General features: G+C 44.7%; 6 protein-coding genes. All 6 read left to right on the top strand.

Annotated features, from left to right (window positions below; all coding sequences use genetic code 11):
- The first annotated feature begins 61 nt into the window (after positions 1 to 61).
- Positions 62 to 1,837, top strand: a complete 1,776-nt coding sequence (gene dnaG, locus B5E53_RS15680; protein WP_087316708.1) for a DNA primase — start codon at positions 62 to 64, stop codon at positions 1,835 to 1,837.
- Positions 1,777 to 2,079, top strand: a complete 303-nt coding sequence (locus B5E53_RS19835; protein WP_242963777.1) for a hypothetical protein — start codon at positions 1,777 to 1,779, stop codon at positions 2,077 to 2,079. The genes dnaG and B5E53_RS19835 overlap by 61 nt, the downstream gene beginning before the upstream one ends.
- The gene (rpoD, locus tag B5E53_RS15685; protein ID WP_343215672.1) at positions 2,012 to 3,109 is read left to right on the top strand and encodes an RNA polymerase sigma factor RpoD; all 1,098 of its coding nucleotides are present in this window, start codon (positions 2,012 to 2,014) and stop codon (positions 3,107 to 3,109) included. The genes B5E53_RS19835 and rpoD overlap by 68 nt, the downstream gene beginning before the upstream one ends.
- Positions 3,110 to 3,205: 96 nt before the next feature.
- A complete protein-coding gene (locus tag B5E53_RS15690) occupies positions 3,206 to 4,018 on the top strand; it encodes a class I SAM-dependent methyltransferase (RefSeq protein ID WP_087316712.1) in 813 nt (270 codons plus the stop codon).
- Between the two features lie 342 nt (positions 4,019 to 4,360).
- Positions 4,361 to 21,145, top strand: coding sequence for an FctA domain-containing protein (locus B5E53_RS15695; RefSeq protein ID WP_087316714.1), 16,785 nt, complete (start codon positions 4,361 to 4,363; stop codon positions 21,143 to 21,145).
- A gap of 576 nt (positions 21,146 to 21,721) precedes the next feature.
- Positions 21,722 to 26,464, top strand: a complete 4,743-nt coding sequence (locus B5E53_RS15700) for a pectinesterase family protein (protein WP_087316716.1) — start codon at positions 21,722 to 21,724, stop codon at positions 26,462 to 26,464.
- The last annotated feature ends 138 nt before the right edge of the window (positions 26,465 to 26,602 follow it).

Consider the following 26,602-nt stretch of genomic DNA (forward strand, 5'->3'; position numbering starts at 1 on the left):
TAAAAAAATGTGCATGGTTTGACGGCTTGTGACATATAATTAGAAATGAGAAAGAGGCAATATGAGATACGAGGATGATGTAATTGAAGAGGTCAGGGAAAAAAATGATATCGTGGACATTATTTCCCAATACGTTTCCCTGAAAAAAAGGGGCTCCTCCTACTTTGGACTTTGCCCTTTTCATAATGAAAAATCGCCTTCCTTTTCTGTCAGCCGGGAAAAGCAGATGTATTATTGCTTCGGCTGCGGACAGGGAGGAAATGTGTACACATTTTTAATGGAATATAACCGGCTCTCCTTTGTGGAAGCATTGCAGGAACTGGCCAGACGGGCCGGAGTGGAGCTGCCCCAGGGAGAGCAGACGCCGGAGGAGAAGCGTCAGGCGGATGCCAGGGTGACTTTGAAGGAAATGAACAAAAAGGCCGCGGTATATTTCCACTACCTGCTGAAAAGTTCCCGGGGCGGGCACGCCATGGCTTATCTGAAAGGCCGGGGCATTTCCGACGAGATGATCAACCATTTCGGCCTGGGATATGCGGACATTTACCGGGATGACCTGTATCAGTATCTGAAAAAGCAGGGTTACAGCGATTACCAGATGAAAGAATCTTCTCTGGTGACCATCGATTCGGTGAAAGGCAGCTATGACAAGTTCTTTAACCGGGTCATTTTTCCCATCATGGACGTGAACCAGCGGGTGATCGGCTTCGGCGGCCGGGTCATGGGAGACGGCGAGCCCAAATACTTAAACTCCAGAGAGACCATTTTGTTTGATAAGGGAAGAAATCTCTACGGTCTCAACTACGCCAAGAGGACCAAGGAGAACTCCATTATCCTTTGCGAGGGATACATGGACGTGATCTCTCTGCATCAGGCGGGCTTTACCAACGCAGTGGCGCCGCTTGGCACTGCATTCACACCGAATCAGGCGATGCTGCTGAAGCGCTATACCGACGAAGTGATACTGTCCTTTGACAGCGACGGCGCCGGAGTGAAGGCCGCGCTGCGCGCCCTGCCAATCCTGCGGGAAAACGGACTCCGGGGACGGGTGCTTTCCATGAAGCCGTTCAAGGACCCGGACGAGCTCATCAAAGAAGAGGGTGCGGAAGGATACCGAAAGCGGCTGGAGGAATCGGAGCCGGGCCGGATGTTTGAGATGCTGGTGCTCTACGGGCAGTATAATCAGAAAGACCCGGAGAGCCGCACGGAATTTATCCGCGCCATCGCCAGAAAGCTGGCGGAGATCGAGGAGCCTGCCGAGAGAAATACCTACCTGGAGGCAGCGGCCAATCGTTTCATGATCGTCCGGAAGGACCTTACCGATCTGGTGAACCGGTACGGCATAGATTATCAGTACAAAAAAGCCAACGAGCAATACAAAAAAGAACCGGAAAGCCGGGAGAAGAAACAGGAGAAGAAGGAGCAGAATCACAGCCAGCCTCAGCGGATTCTCCTCACCTGGCTCACCGAACATCCGGAGATATATCCGTATGTCCGGCCCTATGTGAGTGCCGACGATTTTCTGAATCCACTCTACCATTCGGTGGCTATCATGCTCTTTGATCAGCTGGAGCAGGGACAGGCCGTGAATCCGGCGCGGATCATTAACCAGTTCACCGAGGCCGAGGAGCAAAAAGAGGTGGCGTCGCTTTTTAACGCCCATCTAAAGTACGAGACTTCCCCGGAAGACAGGGATAAGGCGCTCACCGATGTGGTGAAGAAGATCCTCATGACAAGTATCGAGGATGAAATGGTCCACACGGGAGATATCGTCCGGTGGCAGGAGCTTCTGACAAAGAAAAACAAGGTGCAGAAGCTGCAGCTTCATATAAATTAAAAATCACACAGAAAGAAAATACGGACAGGCTTTTTCAATACGTCCGGCAGTATACAGAAGAAAGAATAATTCAGAAAAAAACGGTTAGACTTTACTTAGTATATTGGCACATTTCTTATGGAGAGTGCCGACGCGGCGGCATGGCGCGGCAAAAAAGAAATTGGAGGGCGTATTTTGGACAGGGAAGAACAAACCTTTGGCAGTCAGTTGAATATTTTGTTTCAGAAAGCGGAAAAAAATAAAAATGTGCTGGAAATGCGGGAAATCAGAGAGGCATTTCAGGATGTTTCCCTGACGCCGGTGCAGCTGGAACGCATTGTCTCCATGCTGGAAGCCCGGAATATCGATGTGCTCACCGTGTCGGACAGCATGGATGAAGACCTGAGCGACCCGGAGGAGGAGATGGAGAGCGCACTGAACCTGATGGATTCCGAAAATGTATCCATGGAAGATCCGGTGCGTATGTATTTAAAAGAAATCGGAAAGATCCCTCTGCTGAAACCGGAGGAAGAAATCGAACTGGCCAAGCGGATGGAGCAGGGCGATGAATCCGCCAAACGGAGACTTTCCGAGGCCAATCTGCGTCTCACTGTCAGTATCGCCAAGCGTTACGCCGGAAGGGGCATGCAGTTTCTGGATCTGATCCAGGAAGGCAATCTGGGGCTCATCAAGGCGGTGGACAAGTTTGATTACCGCAAAGGCTATAAGTTCAGCACCTACGCCACCTGGTGGATTCGCCAGTCCATCACCCGGGCCATCGCCGACCAGGCCAGAACCATCCGGATTCCGGTGCATATGGTGGAGACCATCAACCGGGTCAACCGGGCGAGACGGGCGCTTCTGCAGGAGAAAGGACGGGAACCGACGCCGGAAGAGGTGGCTCACCGTATGGAAATGCCGGTGGAACGTATCCTGGAGATTTCCAAGATCTCTCAGGAACCGGTCTCCCTGGAGACGCCCATCGGCGAGGAAGAAGACAGCCATCTGGGCGATTTCATTCAGGACGAGCATATCCCGATCCCTTCGGAGGAGGCAGCCCATTCTCTCCTGCGGGAACAGCTCTGTGAAGTGATGGACACTCTCTCCGAGAGAGAACAGAAGGTGCTTTCCCTTCGCTTCGGTCTGCTGGACGGCAAACCCCATACTCTGGAGGAAGTCGGCAAAGACTTCCAGGTGACCAGAGAGCGCATCCGTCAGATTGAGGCAAAGGCTCTCCGGAAGCTCCGCCATCCGACAAGAAGCCGCAAACTGCGGGACTTTCTGGATATGTGAGAGGATCCCTGCCTTTGAGATACTGTCAGGAAGATAAAACGATATATCACAACAAGACGCATTATAGAAATACACGTTAAATACGGAGAAAAAGAGATGGAATTATCAAAACGTTTACAGACCGTCGCCATGGCGGTGACCCCGGGAAACAGGATTGCCGATGTGGGCACGGATCACGGCTACGTTCCTATTTATCTTGTAAAAAATGGACTCTGTCCGTCGGCCTGCGCCATGGACGTAAACAAAGGCCCCCTCGCCCGCGCGGCGGAGCACATCGGACAGGAAGGCCTCTCGGACAAAATCGCCACAAGGCTTAGCGACGGCCTTGCCGGTCTGTCGCCCGATGAGACCGACACCGTTGTCATAGCCGGCATGGGCGGCGAGCTCATCTGCCGGATTCTGAAAAACGCCCCTGAATTTTTGAAGGCGGGCATGGAATTCATCCTCCAGCCCCAGTCCGAATGGTTCAAGGTACGCCACCTGCTCCATGACGCCGGATACCACATTGCTGGCGAATGGTTCCTGAAAGAAGATGGCAAATACTACGTGGTCATAAAAGCCCTCCCGGCTCCCGCCGGACAGCAGGAAAGCTACCCGGACGAATTCCACTACGCCTACGGCTCCTGCCTGCTCCGGGAGCAAAACCCGGTGCTGCTGGAATATCTGCAAAAAGAACAGCAGAAAAAGAAGAGCATCCTGGCGCGCATGGCGCAGCCGGAAGAGGAAGAAAATATCCCGCAGATAACAGATTCCGAACAACAATCCCGGAATTCGCAGGAAGATCCGGAAAACACATCCGGTAAGTCCCGAAAAGATCCGGAACAAAACGCCATGAAACGCCGCCAGCGTCAAAAACAGCTGGAAGAAGAAATCCGGGCGATTGGGCAGTATCTGAGAGAGACAGTCTGAAAATATCACTAAACTTATTAGAAATATGTACAAACTTGATACCTTTCGTTGTAATAGTGTCAAGTTTGTATAAGAACAGAGTTTTGGAGAAAATCCAAGGCTCTTTTTTTGTTGCATGTCCTTTCAATCATAACAATGTCTCCGTATCATTACAAAAACAAAAAGGCGAAAAAAGTAAATTAGAATTATTGTAATGGAAAAATAAACTTTTTATAAAACTTATAATGATTCTATTGAAAAAGTGCAAAAAATGTGCAATATTACATAATAAGAAAATGTGTATTTTTCTGCATAAAAAGGTAATGAAAATTACCACGAAAAACGTGGAAAGGAGAGGTTAGCATGAAAAAAAGAAATTTCTGGGCCAAATGCATAGCATTCCTGCTGGTTGTTGTCATGGTCTTAAGTGAGCAGAATATCACTACTCTCGGCGAGACCATCGGCAGCTACGCACAGGAGCGCATGACTGGCAGCTCAGAGCAGGAGACGGAAAGAGCAATTATAAAAGAGGACTCTTCTCAGGAGAGTTCTTCTGCGGATGGTTCGTCGTCCAGTTCGTCGGAGACGAGTCAGGCAGAAAGCTCAGTAAGCAAAAATGATTCTCAGAAAACGCAGCAGACGGATAACAATTCCGATGCGGGCAGCGCACAGACAGACCAGGGGACAAGTGCGTCTTCCGGGCAGCAGGCGCTGACAGACGGCGCTTCGGATGTGGACAACGCCGGCGCTCAGAATGAGAAAAAGACTGCTGATGACAAGAAAAACAATCGGCAGAATGCTCAAAAAAAGCAGAAAGCGAAAACAGAGGAGCAGAATGACGGACAGACCGCCGGTAATGAGAATGGTCAGGATAATGGCGGTAATAACGGTGAAAATACCGGAGATAAAAGTGGCAAGACGTTTAAAGATGTTGCGGAAGAGAACTACGGAGATAATGGAACCCAGAAGACCGCAACCGTAACGATCACCAAAAGAGGAAACCGGAATCAAACGGATGTGAAAGCGGGAAGCACCATCAGCTATGAAGTCAGCTATCATTTGTTCTCGGCTGTATATTTTGACTACGGAGAACAGAGCCGACCGCTTTTTGATACTTATAATGATACAAAGATTATTCTTCATCTTCCGGATGGTTTGACAATTGATAAGGATGCAGAAGGTACACTGCAAAATGTTGTATCAATTACCGAACCACAAAAAGGAGCCCCAAATGACTGGATACTGGAATTAAATAATCGTATACAGGCAGATTCCGATAAAAGCGGAACCTTTCTTGTGAATCTTAAAGTCGATGGCAACGGAAGACTTGATGTCGGGCATGATTTCAATTTTGGAGAGGGTAATGCCCTTGCTGAAATTCAGACAAGCTTTACGATTATGGACCGTACCGGTACTACAGATAAGCCGGCAGAAGGAATAGAACCCTATACAAAAACGATTGGAACCACAAGTACTCTCAATGACCTGGAAGCAGTGACCGATGACAGTTGGATGATCGAGAAGGAAGCAAATGGATTTACGCCAAATGCCGACGGTACAGTAACAGTAAAATATAATTTATCCATAGGATTGAAAGGTACAACTGTCGAAGGAGACAATACAAAAGACAGTATTATCATAGACCCGGGTACATATGGACGGGAAGGACGTGCGACATTTAATGATAAAGTTACTTATGAATCTACGGATGGAACAGAAGTTAGTTACCCGGCCGTTAAGCTGACGGAGATTCCAACTGTGACGGGAAAAGATGGAAAACCAATCAACGCGAAAAGTATTACGGTCACTCCGTCTTTTGATGAGTTGTCTCCGATTACAGTCAACGATGGAGCGGTTCTTATTCCTATGGATACCTGCGAAGGTCAGACGACAGGCGCCACAGTAGATAAAGATGCTCCATATCTGTCAAACTATACGGTGGAAGTGGTATATGAGAATTATGAGGATAACTTTGTTGCTCATTATTATGATTCCAAGCAACAACAGCAGAAGCTGGACGTGGTAAATGAGGCGGATATTGAGTATCAGTTTAAAGGCGAGACAACGAAACAGACATATGATAGCAAAGCCACACAGCCGGTCGGAGACGTAACAAAACCGGCAGCAATTAATCTTAGTAAACATATTGTGGATTATAAAACGAATACGTCAAAAGTGTACAGTTGGGCGAACTTTTCCAATGATCCGGTCAGTGGAGCGGTTACGTATGAGATTAAAACAAGTGACGGCAAAGTTCCAACTCTCTATCAGTATGATGAAAAGACAGGAATATATAGTCCAATCAGGAATGTTGACGGGAGCGATGACGGAAAGATAGTCTTTGATCCGGCACAAAAACAAAATCAGGAAAATGCATCTGGTCTGGTGACTGTATATCTGGATCCGGGGACTTATACAATCACTGAAACAGATATGCCTGATAATACTGAGAAAATACCTGCGACAGAAAATGACGAAGGCAAAAATTCTGATTCTAAAACAATAACAGTTGCTGCCGATCAGACGAAAGATGTTGTCTTTTATAATAAAGAAAAACTGGGAGACATCACGATTCATAAATATGGACGAAAAAACGGCGTGGATAGTCCGCTTGCGGGAGCAACCTTTGGCATCTATACGGATTCGGAATGTACTAAGCCGTATGCATCTTATAAGGATGGAGTGCAAACTATCGCCGACGGTACAGCGACATTTGCGAGACTTCCGTATGGTACATATTATGTGAAGGAAACAGAAGCTCCGACAGAATATATTAAAGATACGGAAACGTACACGTTTACGATTCCAACAGATAACAATGTTACCTTGAAAGAAAACAGTATCAATAAATACAATCGGGCTCCGGTTGAACTGCGGAAACAGATGTATAATCCAAATGAGACAGGAGATAACAAATATGTAAATGTCACAGCTGCGGAAGCCGGAAATTTTGCCAATTGTTTTGAGGTGCAGAAACAGAATGAGAATGGTACATGGACTCTTCTCACAGCCTCAGGGTTGGGAGTATCAGAAGGTGCTTATCCGTTGTCTCTGAATCAGACAGGAAAAATCAGTCTGAGTCTTCCGGTATACAAAGATAACGGAACGACAGTTATTACGTATCGGTTCAGAGAAACCTTGCCGGATGGCTGGCACGCTGATAGTGAAGATACAACTGAGGAGGCTGGTAAAAGATTCGCATATTCTGAGCCATTTACTCTTGCGGAGAAGATAGGTAATTCAGACGCAGACCCATATACCGTTACGATGAAAAATGATCGAAATGGCAGTATTGAGCTGACGAAGGAGTTTTATTCCGCAACGGCTTCCGGAATGACAAAAAATACGTCTGCGGACCTGTCAGCATCCTTTGATCTATATTATAAAAACGGGCCAGATGGGAAACTGGTAAAGTATAATGAGGAAGGCTCTTATACAGTAACAGCAGCAAAGTCGTTAACTATCTCTGACCTGCCTCGGACAGAGACGATAAATGATGTAACGTATGACAGATATTATTATCTTGTGGAGAGTGCAACGGAAGATGGATATGCGCCGTCTGCTACAGCAGATTTAAGGGGAACAAATACAGCAGAAAGAACAAACCTGTCTGTTGGAGAGGGTGGAACTGATGTTGAAGCTTATGGTCCGTTTAATTTTACAGAAACCTTATCACAGGATGAAGGTGGGACAGGAAGGATTGAACTGGCACAGTCGGTTACTATCACCAATGTAGAGCAGAAAGTTCCGGTTGTAGTAAAAAAAGAAGATAGTTACAAAGGTACTTATGTCAGTGGAGCCAAGTATAAGATTTATAAATACGATGGTGATAATGCTGAGGATGGTTATAAAGGCGAACTTGTAACAACTTCATCTGATCAAAATTATCAGGGTGAAGATATTCCTTCCAACGGAGATCTGACAACACTGACGCCGGGACAGAAATATGTTATAGAGGAATCTTTTGTACCTTCAAAGTATACTTTTGATTCCATAATAATTGGTACTCAGACATCCACTACTACGACGGCAGTGATCGATTTAACTGATACCAATAAAGTAGATACCAATACTACACCTGTTAATGTTGTTATCAAAAACAAACCGGATCCGACATTTACGGTAACTAAAATAAAAGATAATGCGGTAGGTGACAATGAAGAATTAAAGGGTGTAGAATTTGAGGTATATACCAAAGATAATTCAAATGTTTTCCAACGTGTGCAAGGATATGATGGTAAGAATTTGACCATCAAATCAGGAACAGCTACATCCATTCCGGCGGGAACCTATTATTTAAGAGAAGTAGCGGATAGTAAAAATGGTGTCCTTGATCCGTCAAAATATAATTCTTTATATAATGGTGGAACTTATGATGAAACTACTCAAAGTTTTTACTTTGGCCCATATGAAATCAAACACAAGGAAAGTGAGCAGGCGCAGATCAAGGAAACTATAACAAACTACTCCGATAAAGGAGCAGTAGAAGTTACCAAATACTACAAGACTACAAGTGGAACGGAGTCGCCTCTTGCTAATGCTACGCTTACAATATATGAAGTTGTCAATGGAGTGGAGAAAAAAGTTAAAGATGTAATTAGTGGTACAAATGGAAAGGCATTATTTGTTGATCTTTCTATTTATGATGAGCAGGGCAATCCGATTACTTATAGAATTAGGGAAACAGCGGCTCCGGACGGGTATACCATCAGTGATGAATATTTGGACGTGACATTGAAGCCGGGTGAGACGGTAACTACACAAAAAGTAAATAATGAGGATGTCGAACTCAAGATTGTCAACCAGCCAGAGACAACGCTCTACGTAAATAAAACTTATCATAATATATGGGAGAATAAATTTACAGATAAGTCATATTTCTTACCGGGTACTGTGATTGCTCTCTACAAATACAATACAGAGACAAAAGTCTATGATTTGCAGGGCACAGAGACCACAGACGAGATGGGCGATGCAATCTTTAGGGGGTTGACACAAAAAGATAAATATATCGCCATTGAGGTTTGTGTTCCGGCAGGTGAAGAATACAAATATCTGGAGCCGGATGGAAGAAAAAGTTATCTGAATGCAGATTACTTGCAAGATGGATACTTACCACCAACATTAACTAATCAACAGCTTATCGAAGGAAACTATAGCTATGTAACAAAAGAAGTCAATCCAGGCAACCCAATATTGGTATATCAGGGAGATAGCTATAATTTACTCAATGAGGAACACTGGGCACAGCTTCATATCCATAAATTTGTTACAGATAAAAAAGATGGCGAACCAGACAAAAAACGAGATATTAACAACGCCGAGTTTACTCTGTATATGCAGGTTGTAGATTTGAAGGGGCAAGATCCGAAAGATGTGAGTAATCCAATTTCTCTGGGATATGACTCGTCACATCCGGAATATTATACAAAGATTGGCAGTTACTCCAGCGGAACACTCTACGATACCGAAGGGAATCGGATGAATGGATGGTTCGGAACAGATATTTTAAAATCTGCTGATAATGTCGTATATTGGCTCGTGGAGACGGACGCCGGAATCGGAGCGTCTATTAACCCGGAAAATGTAGTAACACTCATCCACAGGAATGGAACATATTATAAGAACGATACAAAGAATTATTCTTATGTAGAAAATGGAGAAACAAAACCTTGTCCTGAGGGTCAGCCAAATGCAACAATGACGTATATGGATGACCAGGTGACAGAAGAAGATTTTGAGAATATTCCAGAATATGGTCCTGGGTATGCACAATTTTCCACGGTACGAATTGCCAAATGGCAGGGCGCGATGGATGAGAGTGGTCAGAGAAAAGAAGAATTTTCACCTCTTGGTAATGCGAAGTTTGAAATCTGGCTGACAAATGAGGAAGGACAGGAGTATGAACTGCTGGATACAGTGACTACAGGTCTGGACAATAATTTTGGAGCGGATGCAAGTACAGATACTGATTCCGACGGGGATACGAATAATAATCCAAATGCTAACCCAATCAGTGGATGGGCGTCCTCAAAAGCATTTGTCTGGAGCCAGATGGAACAGTTAAGAGCAAACTATCCAGATGCCTTTGTGGACGATGAGAAGGGAAATCACTATGTGCGGATTGCCATCAAGGAAACCACACCGCCAACCGGTTTTATGACGGAAAAACAGACGGTTTATATGTACATGTTTTTCCAGAACAGTACCAATGAAACTACAGAAGTATTTAATGACGCATATTATGTTAAAACTGCAGAGAATATTGTAAATTTAGCAGAAGAACAGAATGGAATCCAGTGGGCTTTTTATCCGACCATGAAAGACGGAGATGAATATAAAGTAGTTGATAGTGACAAGTTTGGAACAGGAGCACCTGTTTCATCAACATCACAGTTCCGTCTGGTCAACTGGCCGATTGACACTTATGCTGTGACATTACAAAAATATGGCTATGATGTAAAAAATGATAACCTGGGTAAGACATCGAAAGAGTTAGATACATATTATACTTCGGGTCAGACTGACAGAAAACCATTGTCGGTGACAATGAAACTGGAACGCTACAACAACGAAGAAAAAGAGTGGAGACCATATACATTGGACGGTGATACAAATGGACGATTCCAGACAGGAAGAGATGGTTCTTATATATTCCGGAATGGATTGCCAGTGGGTCATTACCGCATCACTGAGGAGACGCCAGACCCAGCTTATGAGAATATCTACGATGGCAGCACGATAGAAAGGGCTGCCGGGGAAAAAAATGCAAAAGCATATTATTTCCAGGTAGTAGACGATAATCTGAATCTTACCATATATAATCCGAAGAAACAGTCTTTGACTATAAAGAAAACGGATATGGATGACAATCCGTTATCTGGTACGACATTCACTCTCACAGAAGAGGATGGCACAGAGATTACATCTACTAATAAAGGAGAAGAAGATCCTACTCAGGTATTAAGCAACATCGGTTCGGGTACTTACGTATTGTCTGAGACGCCAGGTACCAGATATACAAATAGTTACTTTGCATCTTATTTCGCAGCACAGTATGGAAAAATATCTGGCACAGCTGGAAGTATCAATCAGCTGGTTAATGAAGTAGAGATCAATAATGAAACGAAAAAAGGTATTTTCTTAGGCTATACGACCACATTGGAAGAAGACGGGAACGAAGCCAATGTAGTTGTAAATAGCAAAACAGATATCTATGATTATGGTATTTCTGAAAGTAACGATGGCATTGATTTAAATATCAAGAACCCGAAAACGGTAGCTTTCGATATTAAGAAACAAGATGCACAGGATAATACGGCTTTACCAGGAGCTGTCTTTGAAGTAAAATATTTGGCTTTTAATAATGATGCAATTAATAACGATGCAATCTATAATACCTTAGCAGAAGCAGCGGGCGCAACAATTGCTGTCAATAGCAGTGATTTTGCTAATGTTACTGCCACAACGTATACTACTGGAGAAGGCGGAATTGCAGCAGTGACAGGCAATCCGGGTATCTATCAGATTAAAGAGACGACAGCTCCATCTGATTACGACCTCACGGAAACGGCGCCGAAATATGTTGCCATGACCGGAGGATTAAATATCAAGAGCGTCACTGTAGATGGAACTGGTATTCCGGTTGACAGGAGTACTGTGGAGGAAACACAGAAGTCAGATAATGATGTGACAATCGAGTTCCGTGATAAGAAGAAAGTCAGCCTTACAATCATCAAAATGATCAGAAACAAAGAGGATGGTGCAGAAGGACAGCTGGCGGTCAGTGGAAATCCAGAGTTTACATTTAACCTGTATGAAGATAATCAGAAACAAAAATTGGCAGGAACCGCAGAGATTCAGTGGTCTGTAGATGGTGAGAACAAAGATACGATTACCGGGTTAAGTCAGGGTAAGACTTATTATCTGGAAGAGATATCAGGAGAAAACTATGAGGTGTCCGCTTTGAAATTGAATAATAATTCGATACAGGACAACGGAGGATTATATACCATCACCATACCAGATAATAGTTCGGCTGAGGTTACAGTCACTGCGGAAAATACTTATCTGCGTGGTAAGATTTCTGTACGTAAAGTAGACGGTAGCACGGGAAATGTGCTCCATGGAGCAGAATTTGAAGTGTTCCGTCTGGATACAGAGAAAAGTGAACAGGGAGAAACGAAAGTTACGGAAACTCCGATGCCAAATATTGCGCTCGCAGAAGAGGGTAGTACCGGCGTATATTCGGCGGAAGTTCCGCTGCGCAGTGAGGCAGGAGAAACTTTCCGTATCCGTGAAAAGGAAGCTCCAACCAATTATCTTCAGGATACTGAAAGTTATATTGATATCACTGTAGAACCTAGACAGATCATGGAAGCGCCTGATCTGCATAATGTAGATGGGACATGGCCGTATGCTTCGGGAGACCGTGACGAAAATAACAAAAACATGCTCGCTAATCAGAATTTTCCGAACTACAATGGAGCCTGGATTGATATTACAAAATATGATGATATCTACGCGGCACAACCTTCCGCGACGCTGGGAGGAGCGGTATTTACATTGTATGAATATAATGCAAATACAGAAACATGGAGCAGCGCGGGGTCACAAACTACATCGACGGAAAATGGCGCACTTCGATTTGTAGTAAGAGGCGGAACGCAGTATGCGATTGAGGAAACTTCGGCTCCACTAGGATATAAAGGACTGGACAGTATTTATCAGCGGAATACAGAGACCGGCGCAGATGAAGCAGTTGCTACAATTAAAGCGAAGATGACCAACGGAGAAGAAAAAACTCTGTATCAGATTAATAACGGAGCTGCAGTAACTGCGGGTGTATCTTACGCATATGATGCTTATAATATTCCATATCAGTCTTTGCGGATTGAAAAGGAAAATGCATTAGACCCGACAACGAGATTGACAGCTCAGGCAGACGTCTACGAGTTGCCGGATAATGTTAGCCTAAACTCTGATGAAGATGTATTAAAGTATCTCCAGGGAACACTCACAGGAACAGAAGAAGAGCCGAAGGTGCCGACTCCGGTTATCCCGGATGTTGAGGTCAATACGAATGGCAGTGATGGTACGGATCATCTTTACACTTACGCTGACGGTATCAGTGACCCACGGCTTAATGGAGCTATTGTAGCAGGTAAGTCGTACCTGGTTGTGGAAAAAACAGCCAGCGTCAGTCAGATTCGCGACAATGACGATGTAGAATGGTATGGCATTGTTGATGTGCCTGAAAATAGTAATAAAAATGGTTCTTATATTGTTACCCTGAAAAATATTGAAGGGGCAGCGACACTGTCATTGTCAAAGACGGCAACACCTGATAAATTTGAAAGTCTCTTTACTACAGAGTCTACAACAGTACATTATACAATTACTCCGACAGTCAATAATACACTGCCGCTGGATACATTTGTTGTGAATGATACAGGATTGACAGCGTATAATGGAAATACTCAGCTGACAGACACAGACACGCTGACCTATCTTAAAAATGGCTACTCTTTGACAGAGGTAACGATAGGCAAAGCAACACATGAGACAAAGGGATATGCTGTTGAGAGTGATGGAGCCGTGGATAAAATTACAGCGGAAGTTACTTTCTATGATTTTGATGGAAATCCAATAGGTGAACCGGAAATTCTGGATGTAAGCAATACGGATGCAAAAGCAATTCCGGATAGTGGCAAGGCGGCACGTGTGTCTGTAAAATATTATTCGACAGATTTTAAGGAAGCAGCAGGGTATGATCTCGGAACTAATTTTAAACCGGGTGATATAGATATTACAGCTGTGATTGATCAGCAGAGCGGCGGTAATGGCAAAAAAGAAATTGACCGAATCCGCAATACTGCGCAGACGGTAATGAAATATTATCCGTGGGATGTGTCCGGTAACAAAGCAGGACAGCCTACAACAGAAGAAAAGTCGGCATATGCGGATGTTGAATTTGAAGCACAAAAAGGCGCAAAGATATCTGTTACTAAGGACATTGTTTCTACACAAGAGGGACAAGAAATTAAAACTGTGAATCTTCAGGATACAATAACCTATGAAGTAGAGATATCCAATGCTGCGGATTCCGGCGCTGCGTTAAAGAATCCATATATCGTGGATTACCTTCCACAGGGTTCTTCCTGGGTAGAGTTCGACAGCGTGAATCCGGTTCAGCTGGTAGATGAGGACAATACCGGTCTGACTGTCGTAGATGCTCCAAGGGAAACTAAAGATGGAGAAAACGCGGTATTTGTTTATCTGAATGGTAATCTGGAACCAGGCAAGAGCGTAAAAGTACAGTTGAAGGTTAAAGTGGAGAATACAGTGACTTCTTATGGAACGACCATGTATAATTATGCTTTTGTGGGAAGTACAGAAAAAGGAGCGCAGACAGATAAAAATCCTCAGGAAGCTTCTTTTATGACGAGTAGTGGCGATTGGGCGCCAACTATAGACAGTATTCTGAATGGCTGGCAGATGTCAGAGCCACGTAAAAATGCATTAAATACAATGCTGGAAGCTCAGCAGCTGAACGGCGGCGGATATGTTTCCGGTTCCAGAACAGTGAACTGGGCGGGAGATTCGGATGTAGTTCTTGTTAAGTCGGCATACGGAGATGCTAACAGTGAAGATGGCTACAGCACGGATATTTTGTCAGAAGTAAGTAACGGTGGTACAATGCACTACAGACTTACCGTTTCCAATACGTCAATGTTAAATGGTGTTACGAAGTTTTCTGTCATTGATATTCTTCCAAATGTAGGAGATATGACGTCCGGAAATTCATCAAGAGGCAGTGCTTGGGCATTGAATTTCGGAAAAATAGATAATATATATATTGGACAGACAACTGAAGATGAAAATACCGGAACAGTGACAACTCCTGATCCTGTATTATCGGATCATTATAGAGTTTATTATTATACAGGAGATTTGAATACTGCCGGATATATGAATCTTTATAATCAGGTAGAAAGTATTGACTTTGATACTCCTCCGGCTGCGGAATCTGGCTGGGTAACATCAATAGATCAAAACAATATAGGTCAGGTCAAGGCATTTGTCGTGGTAACTGATGATACGGTAAGACTGAACAATAATGAAAACTTAATTATCGAGTATACAGCAAGGGTAAATAATGGTACAGAGTGGAATGATGAAATTCTGAGCAATAACTCATGGCAGAATGCTGTAAACAGCTTTTCATGTAGCTACAGCAGATATGATTTATCTAGTCCATCCTCTGCTTTAGTTAAAGCTGGTATCATTATGGGTTCTAATCAGGTATCTGCGACAATCATGCCGAAATCGGTCAGTGTTGGCGGGCAGCTGTGGATTGACAAAGACGGTGATGGTGTAAGAGAAGAAGGAGAGTCTCTGGTTGAACAGAAAGATACTAATGGAGAAGGTCAGTCAGAAACGGTGAATAATTTCGAAGGTAATTATCTGGTTGGGCAATTATTGAAGAACTTCAATATCAGACTAGATACATATAGCGGAACAAAAACAACTTCTGATGGAAGAACCCCATATAACAAAGGAGACACATGGCATGGAACATATCTGTTCTCTGATTTAAACCCTGCTATGCTGAAAACGGGTATCACCGATGAAGCGGCTTATCCAAACCAGAATTCTGGTCTGTTCCCTGGCGGAGAAATAGATCCGTCCAAACTGAAAGGTTCAGCACCGAACACCTATGAACTTATTGCAGATTTGGGAGGCGTGGATGGATTTGAAGTGACATCAGTTGGTAAAACCAGCGGAAAATCCAGAGATCCGGAAAATCCTGATAGTTTCCATCCGGAAGGGGGAGACGAGACTACAGATAACAACTTTGTGGTGGATGGTTCCATAACTCGATCTGAGAGATTCTATCTTTGGGCAACAGATTCTGATTATGATATGACCAAAGATATTGGCGTTGTTCTGAAACGTAATCTGGTCATTACCAAACAGGCAGAAGACACGAAAGAGCCGATAGAAGGAGTTATCTTCAAAGTTTATGGTCCGTTTGATGAAGATGAGACCATTACGGTGGACAAATTAAAGAATGCAAAGCAGCAGTATACAGACATGACAGATGCTCAGGGCAAGGCAACCTTCAGCAATCTCCTTTGGTACAAGAAATATGTTATCGTGGAAGAAAGAGTACCGGAAGGGTATGAACTGGACGGCGCTTTTGCGAAAAAGACAGAGGATGATAATAAGGCTAACTTGTCAGAATTGACCTTAATAACAAATGATGAAATCCTTAAAGGAAAGCCTGCATGGATTCTGGGCGTGCCGGATGATCGGGCTCAAGACGCCACAGATGAGGTCACTGTCACCAATAAGAGGACAGCTACAGAGACGTCATTAACTGCATCCAAAACATTTACAAAACTTGGTGTGGAACAGTCTCTGACAGCGGATCAGTTTAAATTCTCTTTGTGGAAGGAATACCCGGGAGAAGGCAAATTACCAATTAAGACAAAAGGAATAGATGTAAATGGTAATGTAACATTTGCAGCAAGTGATTTTGACGATACTGCAAAAGAGTTGACTTTCACCAGTGAAGGAACATATACCTATTACATCACTGAAGAGCTACCTACCGAGGCTCAAGGGGCAAATCCATATGAGGGCATCAAGTACGACGAAGCCATTTACAGGGCAACGGTCAATGTAAAATGGACAGACGGAAAAGGATTAGGAGTAGAGTCGGTTACTTACGAAAAGAAGGTAGGGGATGCTTGGGCGACTGTTGGAAGCGGTGAGACTCCGACATTCACCAACGAATACACTGCTACCGGATTTTGGACGCCGGAAGGCACCAAGACGCTGACGGGAAGAACCATGAAGGCGGGAGAGAAATATACTTTCTATGTTAAAGATAAAACAGGTAAAGTAATTTCTACAGGAACGGCAACTGGTCAGGAAGGACAGCAATCAGCCGAGATAGTATTTAACAACAAAATTGAATATGATCTCAATGATGTGGGGAAAATCTACACTTATACTATTAAGGAAGATAAGGCAGGACAAAAGGTTTCAGGTGTAATTTATGATGATAAGATTTACACAGTGACCGTAACGGTAACGGATAACGGAAAGGGAACTTTAGTGCCACATGCAACCTACAAGGTTGGTGATACTACAGCTAATCAGGCGGACTTTACCAATATTTATGAACCAACCCCAATTACTTACACACCGTATGTTTCAAAGACTCTTACCGGTCATGAACTTCCGGTCAATACTGAAAATAAGAGAGAGAAAACATTTACTTTCAGTTTGAGTAAGGGTTCGTGTAATCCAGAAGATGGAGTTCAAATGCCGTCAACTGAGACATTGGAAATTCCAATTACTAAGGAATCTAGTGCGGATGTAAGTGATGTAAAGAGTTTTGGTGCTATAACATTTACAAAAGCTGGCACTTATACCTTTACGATTAATGAAGAAAAAACAGATGAAGTTGGAGTTACTTATGATGAAACAGTTTGGACGGTAACAGTAAAGGTTACAGATGATAAAGAAGGAAAGCTTACTAAAACTGTGACTTATACAAACAATAAATCGCAGCAGGCTGTGACAATAACTGGCGATACGATACCGTTTACTAACAGTTATCAGCCAACTCAAATAGCGGTACCGCTGAGTGTATCCAAAGCGGTGGAGGGCGCTGATATGCCGAAATCACAGACCTTTACTTTCAAATTGAGTATGAATGGTCAAAATGATGGTTCGGTAAGCATTCCGCAAGAAGGTATAACAAAAGAGGTTACTGTATCGCAGACTGGCGAAGCAAGCCGAGAGAAAGTAACGTTTGATCCAATTACTTTTACGAAAGCAGGAACGTATACCTTTAAGATTGAAGAGACAGCCATTCTTCCGGACGGATATACAATGCCGACGCCGACCAGATACGTGCAAGTTGTAGTATCGGATAATAATGGTAGATTGCAAAGCAGTGTGGCATATTACCTGTCAGATCCTGCTGTAGTGGATGGAGACAATACGGCATCTCGTTTTACTAACAATTACCGAACGGTAGATGCAGACTTTGCCCCGAAAGTGATAAAGACTCTGAACGGCGACATTCCGGCAGGAACAAAAGAATTCCAGTTTAAGATTGAGAACATCTCCGGAGATCAGACAGGTTTTAGTATAACGAACGCAAACTGTGTTGTTGGTTATGCACAAACTACAGGTGATAAAGAAGCATATTTTGAGCCAATTACATTTACCAAAGCAGGTGAATATAAATTTAGAATTGAGGAAATCCCTACAGATGCCGATGGCAATAAGGGGTATGCGTATGATGATTCTAAATGGATTTTGACAGTCAATGTGGTGGACGATCCTGATGATAATGATAATCATCTTAAAGCGACTGGCACTTATGTCAAAGAAAATGGATCTGGTTCAAACAATAATGCAGCATCCTTTACAAACTCTTATGATGTAACGCCTGACACATACGCACCTAAGGTGAAAAAAATCATCACTGGCGCTGACATACCGGCTGGAAGAAAAGATAAGTTTGACTTTACATTGACATACAAAGATGCAGACTCTGCTTACGCCGGTGAAGATGTAACAGGCAGTGTGAAATATGGCAGTGACGTTATGTCGGTCAATGATGTGAAGAATCTGACGATGACAGGCAGTGGTGAAAACAGTTTCGAAGAGCTGACATTCACCAAAGCCGGAACTTACACCTTTGAAATTAGTGAGACTAAAGGAAATCAGCCTGGATACCAGTACGATGACTCTACATGGACATTGACAGTGACCGTAGTAGATGAAAACGGTGTACTTAAAGCGACGCCGTCTTATACAAAGACCGGTGATAAATCAGACACCCAGGCCTCCTTCACCAACACTTACTCTGTAACACCTGTTGACTTTATTCCTAAGGTGGAGAAACAGTTCAGTGATGACAGTGTAACAAGACCGAGAGCCAAAGACTTCAAGTTCACATTGACTGCAGATGTCAAGAACCCGGCAGGCGGCGCATTTACAGGAGTGACTGACGTCGAAGAAGGCACGGAATTGACAGGAGAGAACAACACCCCTACAGCTACGGTAAATGGAGCAGGAACTGTCGACTTCAGCACTATTACCTTCAAGCGGGCTGGCACCTACACCTTCTGGATCACGGAGAATGAAGGCGAGGACCTTGGCTACACCTATGATGACTCCGTATGGACGCTCACCGTACAAGTGAATGATATCGGCGGAGCGTTGCAGGTAACAGATAATGATGTGACCTATGAGAGTGATGATACGGCGGTAGAGCCGAATAACGAAAACGCAGTATTTGTAAATGAATACCATTACGTGGCTTCTATTGTTATTAATAAGGAAGTACTTCGCGGCGATGCGGCTTACGAGACCGATGATGTCTTCTACGCAGGTATCTTCCGCAAGGTTGACAGCACAGACAATGGATCTGGCGGCCAGGACGGAGATGCCCAGGAAGGAAGCGGCACGACAGGAAGCACCTATGAGCTTGTAAAGAATGTGATCGTTGATGATAAGACTGTGGAGAACGGGGTTGTTCAGCTTGTAAACAACAGCAGCGTGGAAGTTTACGTTCCGCTGGGCGGCGAGGAACAGACCGAAGCGGTTACCTATTATGTATTTGAGACTGATGCAGACGGACATCCTCTGGTAAGTTTCGATGCAGAAGGAAATGCAGTGTATAACCAGCCGTTTACCTATGAGATTTCCTCACAGAGTACAGGCGAGGACGGAACGGTCAATGACCGCGGCGAAGTCTATGTGACGGCAGAGGCTGCAGGAGCACATCCGGAAGTGACCATTACCAACAGAGCCACCAGTGTATCCATTGAGAAGAGAGATACCAGCGGCAATCCTCTGTCGGGAGCGGTACTGGAATTATGGAAACAGGCAGATTCTGTGGATGCCGGTGTGGAAGCAGATGCAGACCGGACAAAAGCGGACAATGGAGATATTCTTTTTGAGACCTGGACTTCGGATGGTACCCCTCATGAACTGACAGCAGAGCTGGCAGTAGGCGGAACCTATTATCTGCATGAGGCACAGGTGCCGGAAGGATACCTGCAGGCAGCGGATATTCTGTTTACGGTTGAAAACGGTGAGCCGATCACCTTTGTCATGGAGGATAAGGATCAGGCGGGCATGCTGGGACAGATCCAGGTGACCAAACGATTAAGCACCATAGACGAGACAACCTTTGATAATATTGACCTGGTTGCAGCAGATGCAACCTACTATGTGGGATTGTTTACTGACGCTGAAGGAAAGCATCCGTATGGCTCTGACTATGTGAAAGAGATTCATATACAAAATGCATCGTCAGGAACAGTAACTTATGACAATCTGCCGTCCGGAACCTATTATGTATTTGAGACACAGCAGGATGGAACCGTGATCCCTTACGGAGAGCTGCAGACCATCAATGCGGAAAGCGGCGAAGGATTTGCCTGCGTGGGTGATGGCGCTGAGGGAGGCGCAAAGGAAATCACCCTTCAGCTGGATGCAGGCACAGCAACCGGCAGTACAGAGTTAGAAAATGTATATTATGGAACTCTGCCGGAAGGTTTTGCATATCAGGGTCAGATCATGCTCACGAAAGCGATTGTCAAAGACGGAGCGCCTGCTGACAGCGATGATACTTTCTATGCGGGAATCTTTACCAGCGAGACAGAGACTGCGCCGTACAAGGTAGTGACTCTGGAAAATAACGGTACAGTTACCGTGGAAGTTCCTCTGGGCGGTGAAAATGGCATGGATCCGGTTACTTACTATATCTATGAAACAGATGCCAACGGAAACAAAGTGGATAAGGATTCCTTCGCTTACACAGTAAGCGGAGAAGGAACCGTGGCGCTGGATATGAATAGCACTGTGGGAACCCGAACCATTATCAACACCATAGCGTCAAGCTCAGAACCAACCAGAACGATTCGTGAGACCAGCGATAAAGATAACATTTCCAGCAAAACAGATAAGGGAAGTACAGCAACGAACCGGAGAACTTCATCTTCGAAGACTGGTGATGATACACGAACCGGATTATACATTCTGTTCTTTGCGGCAGCAGTTGTCGGTATTGTCATCACTTTACGGAAACGGAAAGAAGATATCTCCGAATAGTTGAGAGATTTTTATGGAAATGTAAATGAGCAGGCCGAAGAAGATTGCCAAAACAACAGACAAAAGACCTTTGCAGAAACGTAAAGGTATCTGTCCCGGAGAGTAAAATCTCCGGGATGGAAATGAAATCAGTCAGAATGGCCGGAAGATTTCGACAAAAATATAAGACATTACGGAGGGGAGCCTCGGATTCAGAGAACAAAAACTCTGGACCGGGGCTGTTCCTTTTCGTGTCATTAATGATTTTTTGCTTTTTTACACCTATAAAAAGTAATGATTTATTGGTGAAAAAATTAATTTTTTGTAAATAATTTGTGTGTAATTGAAGACAAAAAGAAACTGTGCTAGTATGTGCCGTGGAAGCGATTTTTAGTAGAATTGCTTCATGGCACGATAAAAGGTGTTTTTGGCAGTATTGTTTGTCAGAGACATCATGGCATAAAAAATTCAGATGAAGTTAAAAAAGACAGGCCTATTTAAGGCGGGAAAGGCAGGCGGCTGAAAGGAAAGCAGAAAGAAGTTACCAGCATCTGAATATTTTATGACCGCCAATTTGACAGAAAGGAGAAAAACGTTTTGAAATTTTGTAAACATCAGACCAGTAACAAAAATAATCTGGCAGTAACTAACATGCGCAAAAAGCCGCTTCGTCTGCTGGCTGTTCTGCTGGCTTTCATCCTGACGATTACCCTTTGCCCGACAGAGGCACTGAGGGTGCAGGCGGAGGAAACCAATGACAGCCATATTATTAAAACAGACGGCGGAGCGGTGACCTGGGATTTTACAGATGAAAATGCTGCCATTTATCAGGAGTCGAAGAAGGATGGTTCGCTCAGTGTGACAGGAAACTTTAGTTTATATAAACAACAGCCGCAGCATGGAGCGAATATCGGAGATGGCACGGTATTTTCCATTCAAGTACCGGCTGGACAGACGACGCTGACTTTTGGTGTGTGTGGGTTTGGTTCTTCCAATGCAGATATTAGTGTAAATGGAGAAGTTTTGGAAGAAAACTTTTCTTTAAATCATGCAGCGACAGACGGAGAAGAATCTTCCATTCAGTACACTTCTGAATCTCCAGCGACGATTACTGTTACCATAACCGGCAATGGATACCTCCACTCCATTACCGCCAAAACCATCACGCCTCCGCAGGTGGCGACGGTCAGCGGTACAGTGACTATAGCTACGGGAGCAGCTGATTCTGCCGTTGGGGAGACGCTGATATTCACAGATGAAGAAGAGAAAACTGTTGAAACAGAAATTACAAAAGAGGGATATACAGTTGAACTTCCTATAAAGCATAAATACACGGTATCTTTTGATAATTCCGACATTTATGAAATCACAGGAGACAATACCATAGATTTGACCGGTGCTACCGATGGAAGTTCCGCGACCTATAACATTTCTTATCGGGTCATCTGGGATACATCGAAAGAATTTGATTTTACCATCGGTGATACCACTTACACCGTGACGCCGGGAGAATCTTCTTCGAAAGATTTTTCCGTGGAGGCAAGTGATGAAAAGGGCTCCGTGGAACTGGCCACAACCGATACAGCCATCATATGGGCAGATCTGGAGGGAGCCGGCTCAGGTAATCTCAGGTCGGACAGCATTACAAATGTCAGTGATAATGTGACGTATAAGATTTCGGGCAATACCATTACATTTACATATACAGACACAAATACTTCACCGGGAAAATATACAGTTCAGGTGAAAGATAACAGTGCGTCGGGAAAACCTCATGCCGATGGACAGAAAAAGACCTATGATTTCGGTGACGGAAGTGTCGTATCTAACCTTTATACCGGAAGCTATTCTATCAAAGGAGGAGCTTCGGTCAATTCCACCGACGGTCTGGTTACGGTGACAGGAAATAAAGGAATTAGTTATAATGGTTCCCACGGTATCATGATAGGTGATGGTGACCGGATCAGCGTGAAGGTGGCCGGAAATGCGGAGATTCAGCTGAAGCTGTGTTCTTATACAGCTCCGGGTAGCACCTTTAACGCGACAGTGACAGAAGGAAGTGGAACAGTGAATCCGACGTCGACTGATGCAAAAGTATCCGCGGACGGTGATACTGCCTCTTTCCAATATACCGGCGAAGCGACAACTCTGACTTTCACTTATAATGGAAGCGGTTCCGGCTATCTCCACGCCATGTCCGTGACCAATGAGCTGCCGGAGACAGATATTACAGAGCAGGAAGAAATGCCAGATATTCGGGATTACGGAGATACCGACGGCATGAAAGTTAACGCCCAGGGGCAGCGACTCACTCTGTCCCAGGAAGGCGGCAGTCTGGCAACAGGAGCGGCCTTGACAGATAATGTTGGATATTATGGTTTTGACGCTACGACTGCTTGTAACCGGCTGGAAGCAGATGTCATCGTCAACTCCTGCGGAAATTCTTCCGCCAACGGTGTTTTCTTTGGCGCCTTTAATGGAGAGGCCATTGAGACCATCGGCATTCGGAATTCAACCAATCTGAGAGGAATTTATTCAAACGCAAGTTCACAGATAAGTGCCAGAGGAGAGCAGAATGTAACCATCACCTCAGGTCAGAAAGTACACTTTACAGCAGAGAAAACGGCGGACGGCTTTGTCATTACGGCAACTCCGGAGGGCGGAGAAACTTACACTGTGAACAGTTCCGACAGTGATGCCCTGTTCAGCGGCGGTGTGAAAAATGCAGAGATTTCCTTCGGCTTCATTCTTGCCAACGCTTCTGTGACCGTCACCAATATGAAATATTGCGATGCTGATGGCGATTTGCTCTACGACCAGAATGCCTGCTATGAACCAATTGGAGAAGAGCCGGTTGTCACATCAGTGCAGGCGAATATTGCGGACACCCGGGATGCTATTATTGTCACCTGGGGAAGTAAAGAGGAAGCATACGGAGACGGACGCTATGTGATTCAGGTGAAGAAGAACGGTGGAGAATGGACAGATGTGGCGGAAACTACAGAATCTACCTATACATATCCAACAAAAGAAGCCGGAACTTATGAATTCCGTGTGGGCGGCAAACTGGGCAGCGAAGGTGAAGTGACTCAATGGGTACAGACAGAGAAGGCTTTAGACTTCCTTCCGGCACTGCCGACTCCGGTGGTAACGCTCACAGCCCATGAGAATTCCATCGATGTATCCTGGACCGTCTCCGATGGAGCAACACAATACGAGATATACCGATACTCTTCCGATGAGAGTGCGGAAAATGCCAAAGTGGTTTACACGGCAGACAGCACAGACGCCACCCTCTCCTGGACAGATACCACTGTGGAGAAGGAAATTCCTTACTATTATTATGTCATTGCCTACCAATACGGCGACACCGAAGAAGGTACAGGAACTGAAACGGATGGATCAAAAGAGATTAACTCCAGCAACCCGTCCGAGGCAGTCTGGGCCATGGCTTCTGCAGGCCATACCGGCGATTATGTCTATGAAGATGAGGCAGCCAAGATTACCCTCACAAAATGCCCGGATGCGACGGTATTCCAGAGCAACATTTCTATCGGCGGAACGGTGGACCGTGCCGGTCAGCTGAAAGCCAATGTCAACGGAAAGCAAGTATCCGATGAGAGAGTGACAGCAAACGGAACATTTAATATAAGACTCTCATTAGATGAGGGAAGAAATACTGTGGAACTTCTTTTCACAGACAGTGCCGGGAAGGTGACACGGCAGACCCGCAATTTTGTCTATCTGACTAACTATGATATGATCGTGGATGCCGCTTACACCGGAAAGGACGGAACAAAGGTGGACGGCGTGCCGACCTACAGCACTGTGCAGGCGGCAGTAAATGCAGTTCCGGCAGATAATACAGAGAGACAGGTTATCTATATCAAGGCAGGAGATTACGAGGAGCGGCTGGTAGTAGAGAACCCGTACATTTCTCTGCTGGGCGAGGATCCGGACAGAGTGCGTATCCATTGCTATCCGGCGGATTTGTATGAGAATAAGCCTGATAAATCTGACTATGAAGCGGGCGGAGATATGTCCAAACGCTGCGCTACCTATGTCACAGACAAAGCTGTCGGATTCTCCGCGGAGAATATCACCTTTGCCAATGATTATGTCTATGCAACGCCGGATGGAAAGAGCAACAAATCAGCCGATGCGCTGCGATGCGACGCGGAGGGAGCAACCTTTGTCAATGTGACCATTTCCGGTGTGCAGGATACATTGTATATGAATGCAGGACATCAGTATTTCTATCAGTGCCGCATTGAAGGACTCATTGACTTTATCTATTCCGGTGATAATGCCAGGGCGCTGTTCGAGGATTGTGACATTGTCTTTGTCTATGAGGCATCGCGTCGGGACAGAGGAGGTTACGTATGTGCGCCTAGGACAGCAGAGAATGCTACTTACGGACTGATCTTTAATAACTGTTCCATCACAGCAAAAGAAGGCTGTGTGGCAGGAATTCACTATCTGGCGCGGCCATGGGGACCGAATGCATTTATCTACTGGATTAACTGCTATATGGGCAGTGCCATCAACAAAGATGTGCCATATGATGACATGAGCGGCAACCTGTTCACAGCGGCAAGATTCTTTGAGTGTGGTTCTTACGGACCGGGCTATGCGGTCAACGCTGACAGAAGACAGATATCTCCTGAGGCAGCAAAGACGCTGTTGTCAGATGCGAGTCTTGGATGGGAGCCGGACAGCAAGGTGAAGAATGTCAGCGATGCCTATGTTGGCGACATGCCGGCCCTGGAAGAGCCGATCCCAGATGAGCCAGCGACAGAGGAACCAACCACAGAGGAACCGACCACAGAAGCACCGGAAGAAGAAACACCGACGATGGAAGATTCTTCTGCCACTTCACAGACTTCTTCTGTAAAGTTGACTGCCGGTATGCTGGTAGCCGATAAAAACAATGAAGCGGTGTACAGAGTGACAGGCAGTGCTTCTTCGGGTTATACGCTGACCTGTGTGCGGGCTTCCTCCAAACACGATGTGGTTGTGAAGATTCCTTCGAAGGTAACGGTAAATGGGGTATCTTATCCGGTGACATCCATTGCGGCCAATGCTTTTAAGGGACAGAAAACAATCAGGAAAGTGGTCATTGGTGCCAATGTAACAAGCATCGGGAAGAAAGCATTTAAGGGCTGCAGCAATCTTAAGAAGGTTGTGGTGAAATCTAAAAAACTTCAGACCGTCGGAGCAAAAGCATTCGCAAAAATCAATAAAAAAGCGGTGATAAAAGTTCCGAAGGGAAAAATGAAGGCCTATAAAAAGATATTTAAGAAAAAGACCGGTGTAAAGAAATCTATGCTGAAAAAATAATACATAATGAAAAAGGGCTGCATTGTGATATGCTCCCTTCTGGGTAGACAAGTGAAATAATAAAAACTTGTCACTTAGGAGGGAGTATATTTTATGCCTAAAAAGAAAATATCTGTTGAAGATAAGCTATATGCTGTA

The sequence above is a fragment of the Eubacterium sp. An11 genome (genome assembly GCF_002161065.1).
GTDB lineage: Bacteria > Bacillota > Clostridia > Lachnospirales > Lachnospiraceae > Anaerobutyricum > Anaerobutyricum faecale.

What these genes read in the sequence shown, in the direction of transcription:
- B5E53_RS15690 (WP_087316712.1), top strand. Translation starts at nt 3,206, where the DNA reads ATGGAATTATCAAAACGTTTACAGACCGTCGCCATGGCGGTGACCCCG.
- B5E53_RS15695 (WP_087316714.1), top strand. Translation starts at nt 4,361, where the DNA reads ATGAAAAAAAGAAATTTCTGGGCCAAATGCATAGCATTCCTGCTGGTT.
- dnaG (WP_087316708.1), top strand. Translation starts at nt 62, where the DNA reads ATGAGATACGAGGATGATGTAATTGAAGAGGTCAGGGAAAAAAATGAT.